At 61.5% G+C, this 16,024-nt stretch carries 18 protein-coding genes and 1 pseudogene; 17 read left to right on the top strand and 2 right to left on the bottom strand.

Annotation, left to right across the window (positions count from 1 at the left end):
* Nucleotides 1-144 precede the first annotated feature (144 nt).
* On the top strand, nucleotides 145-1,449 hold the full coding sequence (gene repC, locus CO670_RS05170; protein ID WP_097589271.1) for a plasmid replication protein RepC: 1,305 nt from the start codon (nucleotides 145-147) through the stop codon (nucleotides 1,447-1,449).
* Between the two features lie 78 nt (nucleotides 1,450-1,527).
* Here the strand turns inward: repC and CO670_RS05175 are convergent, their stop codons facing one another.
* Together CO670_RS05175 and CO670_RS05180 are read right to left on the bottom strand one after the other, a co-directional pair.
* Entirely contained in the window at nucleotides 1,528-1,851 is a 324-nt protein-coding gene (locus CO670_RS05175; RefSeq protein ID WP_016736955.1) for a type II toxin-antitoxin system RelE/ParE family toxin, read from the bottom strand.
* Nucleotides 1,851-2,132 (bottom strand): type II toxin-antitoxin system Phd/YefM family antitoxin, encoded by a 282-nt coding sequence (locus CO670_RS05180; protein ID WP_004676161.1) that lies wholly within the window; start codon nucleotides 2,130-2,132, stop codon nucleotides 1,851-1,853. The genes CO670_RS05175 and CO670_RS05180 overlap by 1 nt, the downstream gene beginning before the upstream one ends.
* A 362-nt stretch (nucleotides 2,133-2,494) precedes the next feature.
* Here CO670_RS05180 and CO670_RS32870 point away from each other — a divergent pair, with 362 nt between their 5' ends.
* The 16 genes and pseudogenes from CO670_RS32870 to CO670_RS05260 all read left to right on the top strand — a co-directional run bounded on the left by CO670_RS32870 (nucleotide 2,495) and on the right by CO670_RS05260 (nucleotide 15,990).
* Nucleotides 2,495-2,671, top strand: a complete 177-nt coding sequence (locus tag CO670_RS32870) for a hypothetical protein (RefSeq protein ID WP_176538870.1) — start codon at nucleotides 2,495-2,497, stop codon at nucleotides 2,669-2,671.
* A 161-nt stretch (nucleotides 2,672-2,832) separates the two neighbouring features.
* A complete protein-coding gene (locus CO670_RS05190) occupies nucleotides 2,833-3,414 on the top strand; it encodes an alpha/beta fold hydrolase (protein WP_097589273.1) in 582 nt (193 codons plus the stop codon).
* An 11-nt stretch (nucleotides 3,415-3,425) separates the two neighbouring features.
* Nucleotides 3,426-3,734, top strand: coding sequence for a hypothetical protein (locus CO670_RS05195; RefSeq protein WP_097589274.1), 309 nt, complete (start codon nucleotides 3,426-3,428; stop codon nucleotides 3,732-3,734).
* Nucleotides 3,735-3,829: 95 nt separating this feature from the next.
* A pseudogene (locus tag CO670_RS05200) lies at nucleotides 3,830-4,034 on the top strand (FAD-dependent pyridine nucleotide-disulfide oxidoreductase); the annotation flags it as partial.
* 143 nt (nucleotides 4,035-4,177) lie between these two features.
* On the top strand, nucleotides 4,178-4,873 hold the full coding sequence (locus CO670_RS05205) for a GntR family transcriptional regulator (RefSeq protein WP_097589275.1): 696 nt from the start codon (nucleotides 4,178-4,180) through the stop codon (nucleotides 4,871-4,873).
* Nucleotides 4,874-5,376: 503 nt separating this feature from the next.
* Nucleotides 5,377-5,979, top strand: a complete 603-nt coding sequence (locus CO670_RS05210) for an amino acid synthesis family protein (RefSeq protein ID WP_097589276.1) — start codon at nucleotides 5,377-5,379, stop codon at nucleotides 5,977-5,979.
* Nucleotides 5,980-5,992: 13 nt separating this feature from the next.
* The gene (locus CO670_RS05215; RefSeq protein ID WP_097589277.1) at nucleotides 5,993-6,838 is read left to right on the top strand and encodes an alpha/beta hydrolase; all 846 of its coding nucleotides are present in this window, start codon (nucleotides 5,993-5,995) and stop codon (nucleotides 6,836-6,838) included.
* Nucleotides 6,835-7,770, top strand: coding sequence for a flavin reductase family protein (locus CO670_RS05220; RefSeq protein WP_097589278.1), 936 nt, complete (start codon nucleotides 6,835-6,837; stop codon nucleotides 7,768-7,770). The genes CO670_RS05215 and CO670_RS05220 overlap by 4 nt, the downstream gene beginning before the upstream one ends.
* Complete coding sequence (locus CO670_RS05225) at nucleotides 7,767-8,807, top strand: LLM class flavin-dependent oxidoreductase (RefSeq protein ID WP_097589279.1); 1,041 nt, start codon at nucleotides 7,767-7,769, stop codon at nucleotides 8,805-8,807. Before CO670_RS05220 ends, CO670_RS05225 begins: the two co-directional genes overlap by 4 nt.
* Before the next feature lie 4 nt (nucleotides 8,808-8,811).
* Nucleotides 8,812-10,275: an aldehyde dehydrogenase gene (locus CO670_RS05230; protein WP_097589280.1), complete on the top strand. Its 1,464-nt coding sequence runs from the start codon at nucleotides 8,812-8,814 to the stop codon at nucleotides 10,273-10,275.
* Nucleotides 10,276-10,279: 4 nt separating this feature from the next.
* Complete coding sequence (locus tag CO670_RS05235) at nucleotides 10,280-10,603, top strand: NIPSNAP family protein (RefSeq protein WP_003577602.1); 324 nt, start codon at nucleotides 10,280-10,282, stop codon at nucleotides 10,601-10,603.
* A 48-nt stretch (nucleotides 10,604-10,651) separates the two neighbouring features.
* Nucleotides 10,652-11,662, top strand: a complete 1,011-nt coding sequence (locus tag CO670_RS05240; protein ID WP_097589281.1) for an ABC transporter substrate-binding protein — start codon at nucleotides 10,652-10,654, stop codon at nucleotides 11,660-11,662.
* 112 nt (nucleotides 11,663-11,774) lie between these two features.
* Nucleotides 11,775-12,647: an ABC transporter permease gene (locus tag CO670_RS05245; RefSeq protein ID WP_097589282.1), complete on the top strand. Its 873-nt coding sequence runs from the start codon at nucleotides 11,775-11,777 to the stop codon at nucleotides 12,645-12,647.
* 1 nt (nucleotide 12,648) lies between these two features.
* Nucleotides 12,649-13,449, top strand: coding sequence for an ABC transporter permease (locus CO670_RS05250; protein ID WP_097589283.1), 801 nt, complete (start codon nucleotides 12,649-12,651; stop codon nucleotides 13,447-13,449).
* Nucleotides 13,446-14,525, top strand: a complete 1,080-nt coding sequence (locus CO670_RS05255; RefSeq protein ID WP_097589284.1) for an ABC transporter ATP-binding protein — start codon at nucleotides 13,446-13,448, stop codon at nucleotides 14,523-14,525. Before CO670_RS05250 ends, CO670_RS05255 begins: the two co-directional genes overlap by 4 nt.
* A 10-nt stretch (nucleotides 14,526-14,535) precedes the next feature.
* Nucleotides 14,536-15,990, top strand: a complete 1,455-nt coding sequence (locus tag CO670_RS05260; RefSeq protein ID WP_097589285.1) for an NAD-dependent succinate-semialdehyde dehydrogenase — start codon at nucleotides 14,536-14,538, stop codon at nucleotides 15,988-15,990.
* The last annotated feature ends 34 nt before the right edge of the window (nucleotides 15,991-16,024 follow it).

Here is a 16,024-nt window from a genome sequence, read left to right on the forward strand (position 1 = left end):
AAAAAGCCCCCGAACGTCACCGTCACGGAAGCTTTCCTCGTAGTCTTGAACACCTCCGAGAATCGCACTTCCGAGAATCGCTGTCAAGAGTTTTTGGCGCCGTTTTGGCGAGCGGATTTCTTTTGCCTCTGTGAGGTGGAAGAGATGGAAACCGGAAGTATAACGACGCCGTTCGGGCGGCGGTCGATGACGCTTGGCATGCTCGCAAGCCAGGTTGCCGCAGGCGAGATCAAGCCCGATCAATCCGTCGATAAGTGGAAATTGTTTCGTACGCTGTGCGAAGCAAAACCGTTGCTCGGCATCACCGACCGCGCGCTTGCCGTGCTCAATGCGCTCCTCAGTTTTTATCCGAAGAACGAGTTGGCGCAGGACAATGGCTTGATCGTCTTCCCGTCGAATGTCCAGCTCTCGCTGAGGACGCATGGCATGGCCGAACAAACCGTTCGCCGGCACCTCGCAGCGCTCGTCGATGCGGGTCTTCTGCTGCGCAAGGACAGTCCCAATGGCAAGCGTTACGTCCGCAGGGACAGGGCAGGGGAGATCGACGAGGCCTTCGGCTTCTCGCTGGCGCCGCTGCTTGCCCGCGCCGAGGAGATTGAGCAACTGGCGGCCGCGGTGATGGCTGAGCGGCTGCACGTTCAGCGTTTGCGCGAACGCATCACGCTTTGCCGCCGCGACATCGCAAAGCTGATCGAAGCGGCGGTCGAAGAAGACGTTCAAGACAACTGGCAGGCCGTCTACCAGCTGTTCCGCGACCTGGTCGAGGGTTTGCCGCGGTCGCCAACGACTGCACAACTCGAGCAGCTGCTGGATGAATTGACGGCGCTGAGAGCGGATATCCTTAACCGGTTGGAAGTTCGCGTTAAAACGACAAAAGAACGCGGCAATGCCTATTATAACGAGCGTCACATACAGAATTCAAATCCCGACTCCATCTCTGAACTTGAACCAAGCTTCGAACCGAAGCAGGGCGCGAGGCCGGAGCAAGAGAACGGGCGAGGGCGCGTGACGATAGACGAGAAAAGGCACGAGGCAGCTGATCAGCCCGGGCAGGAGGAGCGGCAAAGGGGACGGTCGGGCGGCCGTGATGATGCCGGCGGATTGAAATCCTTCCCGCTTGGTCTGGTTCTGCAGGCCTGCCCCGAGATCCTCGCCTACGGGCCGGATGGCGTGATCCGAAACTGGCGCGACCTGATGACGGCGGCCGTCACAGTTCGATCGATGCTGGGCGTCAGCCCGTCCGCCTATGAGGAGGCGGCAAGCGTGATGGGCGCGGAAAATGCCGCGACGGTGATGGCCTGCATCCTGGAGCGCGGCGGTCACATCAATTCCGCCGGCGGCTATCTTCGCGACCTGACGCGGCGAAGCGAAAAGGGAGAATTCGCGATCGGCCCGATGTTGATGGCGCTCTTGCGGGCAAATGCGCCGGCCGGCCGAAAGGCGGGATAAGTTTTCGGCGATCGTCCGAGTCATCCATGCTCGGATGATCGCCGGCGACGATGCCGAAGGAGAGGGGAACGCCGAATGTTAGCGGATCAGCCTTCGTTCCAGGAAGGCCTGCATGTCGCGACGGCCGTCCGCCACGCAGTAGACGACGACGTCGGTGCCGATGATACGGTAGATCATGCGCCAGGGCTTATGGTGCAGTTCGCGGTATTCGGAAATACCGATGCTGGCCAGTTCCTTTGGAATATTTCCGCGGGCGGGGAATTCTTCGAGATCGGCGCAGGCACTTTCGATTTCCGTCAGGATGCGCTCTGCCGTCTCGGCGCCGTCTCGGGCGGCAATGAAACGATAGAGATCCTCGACGTCGCGTTCCGCGTCCTCGGCAAGAAGAACACGATAACGCATCAGGACTGGTCGTCGGCCAGACGTTTGCGGATGCGCGCGAAGGATTCCGATGCAGGACGCAGCTTGCCTTCCTCGACCTGTCGATTGGTGAGCGCCAGCACCTTCAGCAGTGCCAGCGTTTCCTGCGTTTCTTCATATTGGCCGACATCTTGAAGGATCGCCTTGGCCTCGCCGTGAAGGGTAATGACGACGGGCTGTGGATTGTCCTTCAGCGTCCGGATGATCTCGGGCGCATGCGCCTTGAGATAGCTGATCGGCTTGACCTGTTCTGACAGCTTCATGCGGCTACTCCATTTTGACCAGAATATAGATCATTGAATGGTCGATTGAAAGATCCGGGCGCAGCGATGTCTCCGTGCGATGACGGAGACGGGAATGGACATTTTTTTCAATGACACAAACAAGGTGAGACGCACATTTCTTTAATCTACTAATCCAGTAGATAATATCGGGACCTGAAGTGGACAACCGCGAGGGAGCGTCTATGAATTCGCCCGCCGATACCGTCTCGCCAAACGCGAGGAAAATCGCCTGCTGATGCTCTGCGGGCCAACGGCGTCGCTTCGCGATCTTCTGGCCAATGCGCGTCGTCGTTCGCTGATTTCCTAGCTGGAGAATATTGGTCCCCGACAGGGAGGTTCGCATGAAATTCGATTTCCATGTCTGGCTGAAACTTGCGGTCGACCGCCTCCTCAAGGCGAAGACGGTGGCTGCGCGGGAGCCTGCGAACGGGGCGCCCATTCGAGACGATGAGCGGGACCGGTCCGCCCGCGAATATGAAATCCATTATTGGGGCGCGATGCCTGGAACTTGGTATTGAGGAGGTGGCGTCATGGCAATTGTCTTTGAGACCGGCCTCGGCCGGCACGGTGCGAGAAGAGCAGCGGGCAGTCTCATGCCGCGATTCCGCCATGCGGCCGGGATCTGCACGATCGCAGGCTCCTTCACATTTCTATTTGCCTTGGTGATCGGGCTGATCCGATGAGCGATGTCCTTATTCTTCCCGGGCTTTTCGGTTCGGGAGACGGTCACTGGCAACAGCATTGGCTGCAGGATCAGCCGGACAGCCGTTGCGTCACCCAGGACGATTGGGATCATCCGCGCCTCGACAGGTGGCTGCCGCGGCTGGAAAGCGCGCTCGAGGAGGCGGGTGAGGCCTATCTGGTCGCTCATAGTCTCGGATGCCTGCTTGCCGCACGGCTCGCCGGCCAGAGCGCTGCTCGCCGGGTGAAAGGCGCGCTCCTCGTTGCGCCATGCGATCTGCCGGCTACGGAAATCCTGCATCCGGGACAAATCTCGTTTGAGGAGATGCCGGTGGCGTCTCTGCCTTTTCCGAGCATCGTCGTCGGCAGCATGAACGATGCCTACATGACGGTCGACCGCCTGAGCCTGTTCGGCCGGCTGTGGAATGCCGAGACCAGGAATATCGGTCTTGCCGGGCACATCAATATCGCCAGCGGCTTCGGGCGCTGGCGCAACGGCTACCGGCTGTTGGATGCCTTGAAACGGCGCACGGGGGCGCGAAGGCGCATCGCTTCCATGCCGCCGGCTTTTGCGATCTGAGTGGAAGCGCAATGTCCGATATCGTCGCCGATCTCCTGCGCCTGAGTGAAGATCCGAACGCCGACCCGAGAAGCAGGCGCCGCCAGACCATGGACCGTTTGGTGCAGGCGCTGCTTGCCATGGCCGATCGTGAATTCGGACCGGAAGATGCGCAAAGCCGCCATTCGATCATTCATCTGACGACGATCATCCGTGACATGACGGGAAGGATTGCCGAGGCCGACGATGCGACTTTTTCGGCGATCGTCAGGGAGGCTGCGATGCTGATCCGCAGCTTGGAACGGCGACGGGCCGATGCGGCCAGGTTTACGGTGCATTGAAACGTGGCTTGTTTCCGGGCCCGGCAAAGCCAGGTTCGCATGCACGGCGGGAACAGGAATACCGCTCACGGATGAGATCCTAAAGCCGCGTTCGGCTGGTCGCGCCCGATCCCCTCGGCCTCGGGATAGAGGTGGATGCCGCTTCCGAAGTGGTGGCGCGCCATCCCGCACATCGCCGGCGCGGCTGTTTGCAGTCGGCGCCTTGACGGCAGGGCAATTCTGGGAAATTACGGCCGTCCCCGATATTCGAAGGCCGTCGTCGAACAGATCGTCTCGAAGCTGGCGGCGCCCGAGGCATAGATCGACAATCCCAAGGTCACGGTGCTTGTTGAATTGCCGGCCGCCGACAGCTACAGTGTCTGGTACGCCATAATACGATTTTCGAATTCGGCTGCCGCGGCGAAAATTGATCGTGCGAAGCCGGTCCAACTCTGAGGTGTAGAATGAGCGGTGCTCTGAAGGACGCAGCAATTCGAGTCGAGCGTCCGACAAAGACATTGCGGGAACTGGCGCTGGACAAGGTCCGCGAAGCGATCGTGAACGGCTATTTCCGTCCCGGCGATCGGCTTGTCGAGCGTGATCTCTGCGCTCAGCTCGGTGTCAGCCGGACTGTTGTGCGCGAGGTTCTGAGGCACCTGGAATCGGAAGGGCTTGTCGCCAACTTGCCGAACAAGGGGCCGATCGTCGCCCAGCTCGATATCGAAGAAGCCAAGCAGATCTATGAGATCCGCGGCGCGCTCGAAGGCATGGCGGCGCGGCTATGCGCCGAGCGCAGCAGCCCCGAGATCGTCGCTGCCCTGGAAGAATCCCTGACGGGGATACGCAACAGCTACCGTGACAACGATATGGCGGGCGTGCTGGCGAATACTTCTTCCTTCTACCAGACGCTGTTCACCATGGTCGACCGGCACGTGGCCTGGGGCGTCGTCAATCTCCTTACCGTGCGCATAAACCACTTGCGGTCGATGACGATCAAGACCGAGCGGCGCGGCATTGAGGGACCGGCGCAGATGGCGAAGATCGTCGACGCCATCCGCCGCGGTGACGGCGAGGGGGCCTACCGGGCCGCGACGGATCATGTCGCGGCCGCCAGTGCGATTGCCGAAGCGGTGCTGTCGGCCAAGAAGTCCACCGAATAAATCAGCGCGTACACCGCTGCCGCCTCTGCTGGACGCAACAGTAAAGGCTGTTCCACCGGCTGCCCGCTGCTGCCTTTCGGCAGCCGCAATCACGACTCCGTGGAATCCAGGAGAAGCCGCACTCGAGGCTTGACACCCAGCTTTGCTCAATGTGATGGTATGCCATATTCAATAATATCTAAGGCGGTATCATATGAACTGGGATCATCTGCCTTTCCGGATTTGTCGATCGCCTGCGGGCTGCCCACGCAACGTCTCCAACGCCTGACAACAAGCTGATCCAAATTGCCTTCGACGCTCGATATCGCTCGTGCGTCGCCGAGTTTTCGAATCCGACTCTATCGACAGCAGTTAGGGGCGGGCAGCTGGGAAGATCTTGTAAAATGCTGTTTTTAAATGATTATTTTAAAGCGACCAACTCAGTCTGCGTCTCCGCAGAAACGAACTTGACAGCGTGATATGATGGTATACCATAATACCTAATAGAAAAATGAGGTGTCGGGATGGCCATTCAAATTCGCAAGACGGGACTGCAGATCGAAACGACGCTGATCGAGGGCGGCAAGGCCGCGGCGGCGCCGCTGAAGCTGTTTTCGGCCTTCGCGGTCGTCAAGAACCCCTGGGCAGGCCGCGGCTTCGTCGAAGATCTCAAGCCGGAAATCCATGCGGGCGCTCCCGTGCTCGGTGAGCTCTTGACCAAGATGATCATCGATGCGGTCGGATCGGGCGATGCCGTCGAAGGCTACGGCAAGGCCGCCGTCGTCGGCCTGGACGGTGAAATCGAACATGCCTCCGCGCTTATCCACACGCTGCGTTTCGGCAATTTTTATCGCCATGCCGTCGGCGCCAAATCCTATCTCGCCTTCTGCAACACGCGCGGCCCCGCCAATGCGCCGATCATGATCCCGTTGATGGACAAGAACGACGAAGGCCGCCGCTCGCACTATCTGACCATCCAGACGTCGATCCCCGACGCGCCGGCCGCCGACGAGATCGTCGTGGCTCTCGGCGCTTCCGTGGGCGGGCGTCCCCATCACCGCATCGGCGATCGCTACCAGGATCTGAAGGACCTGGGCCAGGACGTCGCCAATCCTGCGGGCGTTTGAGAGGGGCTCCGAGATGCTGACAGCTGGATCGACCACAGGTGCCGCTGCAGCAAAGAGCGCCGGCGGTGCCTTGCCCCGGAAAAAGACGGCAGGCGGAACGGCCTATCACGAGGCCGGCAGCGGCGAGCCGGTGGTGCTGATCCATGGCGTCGGCATGCGCCTCGAAGCCTGGGCTCCGCAGATTAAATCCCTCTCCGGGGGCCATCGCGTCATCGCCGTCGACATGCCGGGACACGGTGGGAGCGCAAAGCTGCCGGTGGGCAGCCGTCTGGAGGAATTCGTCGCCTGGTTCGGACGGTTTCTCGACGAGATGGAAATCCAAACGGCAAATGTCGCCGGGCACTCCATGGGTGCGCTGGTGTCGGGCGGGGCGGCCGCGACCTTCGGCGCGCGCATCAAGCGTGTCGCCTACCTCAACGGGGTCTACAGGCGCGACCCGGAGGCGAAGGCTGCCGTGCTTGCGCGGGCCGCGGCCATTCCGGTGACGGGCGTGGACAAGGAGGGTCCTCTGGCGCGCTGGTTCGGTGATGACAGGGATAGCGCGGTTGCCCGCGAACTGACGCGGGAATGGCTGAGCGTCGTCGATTCCGAGGGATATGCTGTCGCATATGCAGCCTTTGCCGGCGGAGACGAGACCTATGCCGATGGCTGGAAGGATGTCCGTGGTCCGGCTCTGTTTCTGACCGGCTCCGACGACCCGAATTCGACCCCCCTGATGGCGGAGCAAATGGCAGCGCTCGCGCCGAAAGGCTGGGTCCGCATCGTCGAAGGCCATCGCCATATGGTGAACCTGACCGCGCCTGATATCGTCAATTCGCTGCTCGCAGAGTGGCTGTCGTTCGGGGAGGATGAACGATGACAATCCAGACTGTCGATCCAAGAGCATTGCGCGATGCATTCGGGGCTTTCCCGACCGGCGTGACCGTCGTCACCGCCTGCGACAGGGAGGGGCATCCGATCGGCTTCACCGCGAATTCCTTCACCTCGGTCTCCCTCAACCCGCCGCTGCTTCTCGTCTGCCTTGCCAAGACCTCGCGCAATTTCGCCACCATGACCGGCGCGCAGCATTTCGCGATCAACGTGCTGTCGGAAACGCAGAAGGACGTGTCGAATACTTTCGCGCGTCCTGTCGAAGACCGCTTTGCGGCGGTCGAATGGGCCAAGGGGTCGGCCGGTTGCCCGATCTTCTCGAATGTCGCGGCCTGGTTCGAATGCGCCATGGAAGAGGTCATCGAGGCCGGCGACCATGTCATCCTGATGGGGCGCATCGAATCCTTCGATAATAGCGGCCGCAACGGTCTCGGTTATGCCCGCGGCGGCTATTTCACGCCGACGCTTGCAAGCAAGGCGGTTTCCGCCGCCGCCGAAGGCAATATCGAGCTTGCGGCCGTCGTCGAACGCCGCGGAGAGGTCCTGCTGCTGGGCGAGGATGTGCTCTCCCTGCCGAGCATCGACGCCCATGACGGCAACCCGACCGAAGCGCTGCAAAAATACTTGGAGACGCTCACCGGGCTGACGGTCAGCATCGGCTTTCTCTATTCGGTCTACGAAGGCAAGAGCGATGGCAAGCAGCACATCGTCTATCACGCCGTTGCCGGGGACGGCGAGCCTGCCGGCGGCAGGTTCGTAAAGCCCGACGCATTGGCTGCGGCAAAATTCAAGACCAGTTCGACCGCCGATATCGTCAATCGCTTCGCGATGGAAAGCTCGATCGGCAATTTCGGCGTCTATTTCGGTGACGAGACCGGCGGCAAGATTCATCCCATTCCAGCCAAGGGCGCAAAAGCATGAAGTTCTCCCTCTTCGTCCATATGGAACGGCTCGACGCCAGCCAGAGCCATAAAAGCCTCTATGAGGAATTCGTCGCGCTCTGCGAGATCGCCGACAAGGGCGGCATGCATGCGATCTGGACGGGCGAGCATCACGGCATGGATTTCACCATCGCGCCCAACCCGTTCGTGACCATTGCCGATCTCGCGCGCCGCACGTCGCGGGCAAGGCTCGGGACGGGAACGGTGATCGCCCCCTTCTGGCATCCGATCAAGCTTGCCGGCGAAGCGGCGATGACCGACATCATCTGCGACGGTAGGCTCGATATCGGCATTGCCCGCGGCGCTTATTCCTTCGAATATGAGCGCCTGCTGCCGGGTCTTGATGCCTGGGGCGCCGGCCAGCGCATGCGCGAACTCATCCCGGCGGTCAAGGGCATATGGGCTGGCGACTACGCCCATGACGGCGAGTTCTTCAAGTTTCCCGCGACCACCTCGGCGCCGAAGCCGCTGCAGCAGCCGAACCCGCCAATCTGGGTTGCGGCGCGCGATCCGAATTCGCATGAATTTGCCGTCGCCAACGGCTGCAACGTTCAGGTGACGCCGCTCTGGCAGGGCGATGACGAGGTCCAGTCGCTGATGGACCGATTCAACGATGCCTGCGCCAAGAACCCTGATATCGAGCGGCCGAAGATCATGCTGCTGCGCCACACCTATGTCGGCTCCTCGGAAGAGGACGTCGCCCAGGCGGCCCATGAACTCAGTGTTTACTACAACTACTTCTTCGCCTGGTTCAAGAACGAGAAGGCGATTGCCCAAGGCCTGATCGAACGCATTCCCGACGAGCAGATCCGGGCAAATGCGATGCTTTCGGATCAGGTCATGCGCACCAACAATGTGGTTGGAGACGCCCGGACCGTCATCGACCGGCTCAAGGCCTATGAAGCCCTCGGTTATGACGAATATTCCTTCTGGATCGACACCGGCATGAGTTTCGAGCGCAAGAAGGCGTCGCTCGAACGCTTCATCGCCGAGGTCATGCCGGCATTTCAGGAGTAAGGCCATGCGGCGTTTCCAGCATTACATCGATGGCGAATTCTCGGATGGTGAAGCGTCCTATCCAAGCATCGATCCGGCTTCCGGTACGGTCTGGGCAGAGATGCCCGAAGCGCGCGAGGGTGATGTCGACCGGGCTGTGAACGCTGCAGAAAGGGCGCTCTACGACGGCCCCTGGGCGAAGATGACGGCGACGCAGCGCGGCAAGCTGCTCTACAAGCTGGCCGACCTCGTTGCCGCCAATGCGCAGATCCTCGCTGAACTGGAGACGCGCGATACCGGCAAGATCATCCGCGAAACATCCGCGCAGATCGCTTATGTCGCCGAATATTATCGCTACTATGCAGGTATCGCAGACAAGATCGAAGGCTCCTACCTGCCGATCGACAAGCCTGACATGGATGTCTGGCTTCGCCGCGAGCCGATCGGCGTCGTCGCCATGGTCGTGCCGTGGAACAGCCAGCTCTTCCTGTCGGCGGTCAAGATCGGCCCGGCGCTTGCGGCCGGCTGCACCATGGTGGTCAAGGCCTCGGAAGACGGACCGGCGCCGCTTCTCGAATTCGCGCGTCTCGTGCACGAGGCGGGCTTCCCCGCCGGCGTCGTCAACATCATCACCGGTTTCGGCGCTTCCTGCGGTGCGGCGCTTGGCCGTCACCCGAAGGTCGCCCATGTTGCCTTTACCGGCGGTCCGGAAACCGCGCGGCATGTCGTTCGCAATTCGGCCGAAAACCTCGCCTCCACCTCGCTCGAACTCGGTGGCAAGTCGCCCTTCATCGTCTTTGCCGATGCCGACCTCGAAAGTGCCGCCAATGCCCAGGTCGCGGGCATCTTCGCCGCGACGGGGCAGAGCTGTGTCGCTGGCTCGCGCCTGATCGTCGAGCGCAGCATCAAGGACAGGTTCGTCGCGCTGCTGCGTGAGAAGGCGGAAGCGATCCGGATCGGCGCGCCGCTCGACATGGCGACTGAAGTCGGCCCGCTTGCCACTAGGCGCCAGCAGGACAATATCGGCGCCCTCGTCGACAGATCGATCGAAAGCGGCGCCCGTCTCGTCACCGGCGGACGCAAGATCGATGGCGAAGGCTATTATTTCCCGCCGACGATCCTCGACTGCGACGATGTCGCTTCACCCTCGCTGGTCGAGGAATTCTTCGGGCCGGTCCTTTCTGTCGTCTCCTTCGAGACCGAGGCCGAGGCGCTCAGGCTTGCGAACGACACCAGCTACGGCCTGGCTTCGGGCATCTTCACCCAGAACCTTACCCGGGCGCACCGGCTGATGAAGGGCATCCGCGCCGGGATCGTCTGGGTCAACACCTACCGCGCCGTCTCGCCGATCGCGCCGTTCGGCGGTTTCGGTCTGTCAGGTCACGGCAGGGAAGGCGGCATGGCTGCGGCGCTCGACTATACCCGCACCAAGACGATCTGGCTGAGGACCTCGGACGATCCGATCCCCGATCCTTTCGTGATGAGGTGACGCGATGTTTTACGAAATCCGCACCTATCGGCTGAAGAACGGAACGATCCCGCAATATCTCAAGGTCGTCGAGGAAGAGGGTATCGAAATCCAGAAGAGCCATCTCGGCACGCTGGTCGGCTACTTCTTTTCGGAGATCGGCACGATCAACGAGATCGTCCACATCTGGGCCTTTACCAGCCTGGACGACCGGGAGGCGAGACGCCAGAGGCTTCTGGCCGATCCCCGCTGGCAGGCTTTCCTGCCCAAGATTCGCGACCTCATCGAGGTGGCGGAAAACAAGATTATGAAGCCAGCAAGTTTCTCTCCCCGGAGCGAGGCGCACTGACGGCATAAGGCATACCCGTAGGACAAACCAGAACAGGGATAAGGGAACATGAAAACGACATTTGCTTTCGCGGCGGTTGCCGCATTCGTCGCGGTCTCCGCGCCGGCCAAGGCCGAAAACATGGTCTTCTCGAGCTGGGGCGGCACGACCCAGGATGCGCAGAAGGCGGCATGGGCAAGCCCGTTCACCGAAAAGACCGGCATCACCGTCGTGCAGGACGGCCCGACCGACTACGGCAAGCTCAAGGCCATGGTCGAGGCCGGCGAAGTCACCTGGGACGTCGTCGACGTCGAAGGCGACTATGCCGCCCAGGCCGGCAAGAACGGCCAGCTCGAGAAGCTCGACTTCTCGGTCATCGACAAATCCAAGCTCGATCCGCGCTTCGTCACCGATTATTCGGTCGGCAGCTTCTATTATTCCTTCGTCATCGGCTGCAATGCCGATGCCGTCAAAGCCTGCCCGAAGACATGGGCCGACCTGTTCGACACGGCCAAGTTTCCCGGCAAGCGCACCTTCTACAAGTGGTCGGCTCCCGGCGTGATCGAAGCGGCGCTGCTTGCCGACGGCGTGCCGGCCGACAAGCTTTATCCGCTCGATCTCGACCGCGCCTTCAAGAAGCTCGATACGATCAAGTCCGATATCATCTGGTGGTCGGGCGGCGCTCAGTCGCAGCAGCTCCTGGCATCCGCCGAAGCCCCCTTCGGCAGCGTCTGGAACGGCCGCATGACGGCACTTGCCGCGACCGGCATCAAGGTTGAAACCTCCTGGGAACAGAACATCACCGCTGCCGATGCGCTCGTCGTGCCGAAGGGCTCGCCGAATGTCGAAGCCGCGATGAAGTTCATTGCCCTGGCGACCTCGGCCGAGCCGCAGGCCGCCCTGGCAAAGGCCACCGGCTATGCGCCGATCAATATCGACTCGGCCAAGCTGATGGATCCGGAAACCGCCAAGACCCTGCCGGACCAGCAGACCGCAAGCCAGGTCAATGCCGATATGAACTATTGGGCCGATAATCGCGATGCGATCGGCGAGAAGTGGTACGCTTGGCAGGCGAAGTAAGCCGAAATTCGAGATGAACGGGCACGGCGAAGGTCGCCGTGCCTCACCGCAGCGCCAATGCCATTGGTTTCACTTCGGCGCCCCGCGGTATTGACGGGTGGGAAGGACTGTCATGTCGACGTATAGCGATGCCTCCGGCATAGTTGCGCCCTTGCCAAAGGCGCAGAGAGCAACAGGTTTTGGCGGAGTCGTTCCGGCTCTCGCCTTTGTCGGCATCTTTTTCATCGTGCCGGTGGCGATACTCCTGCTGCGCAGCGTGCTGGAACCCGTGCCGGGCCTGGGAAACTATGCGCAGCTGATCGGCTCCGCGACCTATCTGAAGATCTTCGCCAATACCTTCATCGTTTCGGGTTTCGTCACGGTGATTTCGCTCGCGATCGGCTTTCCCGTCGCCTGGGCGCTGGCGATCATGCCCGGACGGCTGACCTCGGTGATCTTTGCGATCCTGCTGCTCTCGATGTGGACCAACCTGCTGGCCCGCACCTATGCCTGGATGGTGCTGCTGCAGCGCACCGGGCTTATCAACAAGATGCTGATGGGAATGGGCCTGATCGACCAGCCGCTGGCGCTCGTCAACAATCTGACCGGCGTGACGATCGGCATGACCTATATCATGCTGCCCTTCATCATCCTGCCGCTCTATGGCGTGATCAAGAAGATCGACCCCTCGACGCTGCAGGCGGCCGCCCTTTGCGGCGCCAATCGCTGGCAGTGTCTGACGCGTGTTCTCCTGCCGCTCGCCATGCCCGGCATGGCGGCCGGCGCGCTGATGGTCTTCGTCATGTCGCTCGGCTATTTCGTGACACCATCGCTTCTCGGCGGCACGGCCAACATGATGCTCGCGGAGCTGATCGCGCAGTTCGTGCAGTCGCTGGTCAATTGGGGAATGGGCGGCGCCGCGGCGCTGGTTCTCCTGATCGTGACGCTCTCGCTCTATGCCGTACAGCTGCGCTTCTTCGGCAATCAGAACCCGGGAGGACGTTGATATGTTGCTCAATTTCGACCGTCTCGGCTGGTGGAAATACATTCTTCTCGGCATAACGCTTCTGACCGCAGCCTTCCTGCTGCTGCCGATCGTCTTCATCGCGGCTCTGTCCTTCGGCTCCTCGCAATGGCTGATCTTTCCGCCGCCGGGCTGGACCTTCCAGTGGTACAGCGAGCTCTTCGCCGACCCGCGCTGGCTGGAATCGGCTTTGACGAGCTTGAGGATCGCGGTCATCGTGACCGTCCTGTCGGTTCTGCTCGGGCTCGTGACGTCCTTCGGGCTGGTGCGCGGTTCCTTCATGTTCCGCGATGCGCTGAAAGCGCTGTTTCTGACCCCGATGATCCTGCCTGTCGTCGTTCTGGCCGTTGCTCTCTACGCCTTCTTCCTCCGAATCGGCCTTGGCGGCACTTTGACGGGCTTTGTCATTTCGCACCTTGTTCTGGCGCTGCCCTTCTCGATCCTGTCCATCTCGAGTGCGCTGGAAGGCTTCGACAAGTCGATCGAGGATGCGGCGGTGCTCTGCGGCGCCTCGCCTCTGGAAGCGAAGATCAGGGTCACGCTTCCTGCGATCAGCCATGGGCTGTTTTCGGCTGCCGTTTTCTCCTTCCTGACATCCTGGGACGAGGTGGTGGTGGCGATCTTCATGTCGAGCCCGACCCTGCAGACGCTGCCCGTGAAGGTATGGGCGACGCTCCGGCAAGACCTGACGCCTGTTGTCGCAGCCGCGTCGACCCTTCTCATCCTTTTGACGATCATCTTGATGGCGCTGGTTGCCGTCGTGCGTAAGGTACTGAAACAATGAACGATGCATTCCTTCAGATCCGCGGAATACGCAAGGAATACGGCCCTGTGGTCGCCGTCCACGACGTCAATCTCGACGTTCGCCGCGGCGAGTTCCTGACCTTCCTCGGCCCCTCCGGATCCGGCAAGAGCACGACGCTCTATATCCTGGCCGGTTTTGAAAACCCGACGAAGGGCGACATCACGCTGGAGGGCAAGACCCTGCTCGCCACGCCGTCGCACAAGCGCAATATCGGCATGGTGTTCCAGCGCTACACGCTGTTTCCGCATCTGACGGTGGGCGAGAACATCGCCTTTCCGCTGAAGGTTCGGCGCAAGTCCAAGGCCGAGATCGACAGCAAGGTGAAGGAGATGCTGCGCCTCGTCCGGCTCGAAGGCTTCGAGGACCGCAAGCCGGCGCAAATGTCCGGCGGCCAGCAGCAGCGTGTCGCGCTCGCCAGAGCCCTTGCCTACGACCCGCCGGTGCTATTGATGGACGAACCGCTGTCGGCGCTCGACAAGAAGCTGCGCGAGGAAATCCAGCACGAGATCCGCCGCATTCACCAGCAGACCGAAGTCACGATCCTCTACGTCACCCATGATCAGGAAGAAGCGCTGCGCCTCTCCGACCGCATCGCCGTCTTCTCCAAGGGCGTCATCGACCAGATCGGAACCGGTCCTGAACTTTACGCCAATCCCAAGACCCGCTTCGTCGCCGAATTCATCGGTGATAGCGATTTCATTTCCTGTGATCTCGTGTCGTCTGCCGACGGGCAGGCCACGATTTCGCTTGGTGGCGGCACTGTCTTCAACCATATTCCGGTCCATGGAAAAGGAATATCGGGCAAGAGGGCAGCTCTGATGCTGCGGCCGGAGCGTATTCGCCTGTCGCGGGCTCAGGCGGCAGGAGCCGGTCTTGCCGCGACGGTCAGCGACATCACCTTCCTCGGCAACAACATTCACGTCTCGACCGAAACGGCGAATGGCGAGGCGCTGGCGGTTCGCCTGCCGTTCGGTCACGAGGCGATCACCGGGCTCAGCCGCGGCGATAAGGTGCATCTCGAGTTCGATCCCGGTGCCGCTCACGTTTTCTGCTGAAAGTTGCCTTATGAAGCTCAATGATCCCTCGCTGTTCCGTCAGGCGTGCCCGGTCGCCGATCGCTGGATCGAAGCGGAAGGCCGCCGGGCGGCGGCGATCCGCAACCCGGCGACGGGCGAGGTGCTGGGGTCCGTACCCGAACTCGGTGCCGCGGAAACGGAGGATGCCATCCGGGCAGCCGTCGCCGCTCAGAAGCTTTGGGCGAAGAAGACCGCCGGGGAACGCGCCGCCATTCTCAAGGCATGGCACCGCCTGATGATCGAAAACCGCGACGATCTGGCGATGATCCTGACGCTGGAGCAGGGAAAACCGCTCGCTGAGGCCAAGGGGGAGATCACCTACGGGGCGAGCTTCGTCGAATGGTTCGCCGAAGAAGCAAGACGCATCAACGGCGAGATCATACCGGGGCATCAGCCGGACAAGCGCATCCTCGTGCTGCGCCAGCCCGCAGGTGTGGTGGCGGCGATCACGCCCTGGAACTTTCCGAACGCGATGATCACGCGCAAGGTCGGCCCGGCACTTGCGGCGGGCTGCGCCGTCGTTCTCAAGCCGGCGCCGCAGACGCCATTCTCTGCCATCGCGCTTGCCGTTCTCGCCGAACGAGCCGGCCTGCCGGCGGGTCTTCTCAGCATTGTCACCGGTGACGCAGCCGCAATCGGCGGGGTCCTGACGGCAAGCCGCGACATTCGGGTCCTGACCTTCACCGGCTCCACGCGAACCGGCGAACTGCTTTACCGGCAATGCGCGCCGACGATCAAGAAGCTCGGTCTCGAGCTTGGCGGCAACGCGCCCTTCATCGTCTTCGACGATGCCGATCTCGATGCGGCGGTCGAAGGCGCGCTGATCGCCAAGTTCCGCAACAATGGCCAGACCTGCGTCTGCGCCAACCGGCTTTATGTCCAGGACGGCGTCTATGAGGCATTCGCCGCCAAGCTCGCGACGGCGGTTGCGACGTTGAAGGTCGGTAATGGCCTGGAGCGCGACGTCGTGCTTGGCCCGCTCATCGACGACAACGCCGTCGCCAAGATAGAGACCCATATTCGCGATGCCGTCGCCAAGGGTGCGAGCGTCGTTTCAGGCGGCAAACGCCACGCGCTTGGCGGCCTGTTCTTCGAGCCGACGGTTCTGCGTGACGTCGATGCCGGCATGCAGGTGGCGCGCGAGGAAACCTTCGGGCCGCTTGCGCCGCTGTTTCGGTTCCGCGACGAGCAGGATGTCATCGAAAAGGCGAACGACACCGAATTCGGCCTTGCCTCCTATTTCTATGCGCGTGATCTCTCGCGGGTCTTTCGTGTGGCCGAAGCGCTCGAATATGGGATGGTCGGCGTCAATACCGGTCTCGTTTCCACCGCTGAGGCTCCGTTCGGCGGCGTGAAGATGTCGGGTCTCGGCCGCGAGGGGTCGAGGCACGGGTTGGACGAATATACCGAACTCAAATATGTATGCCTGGGCGGCATCGCCTGATCCTTAACCTTTGCGTTCCAGCGCCGCCCGTCTT

Source organism: Rhizobium sp. J15, assembly GCF_002531825.1.
Lineage (GTDB): Bacteria > Pseudomonadota > Alphaproteobacteria > Rhizobiales > Rhizobiaceae > Rhizobium.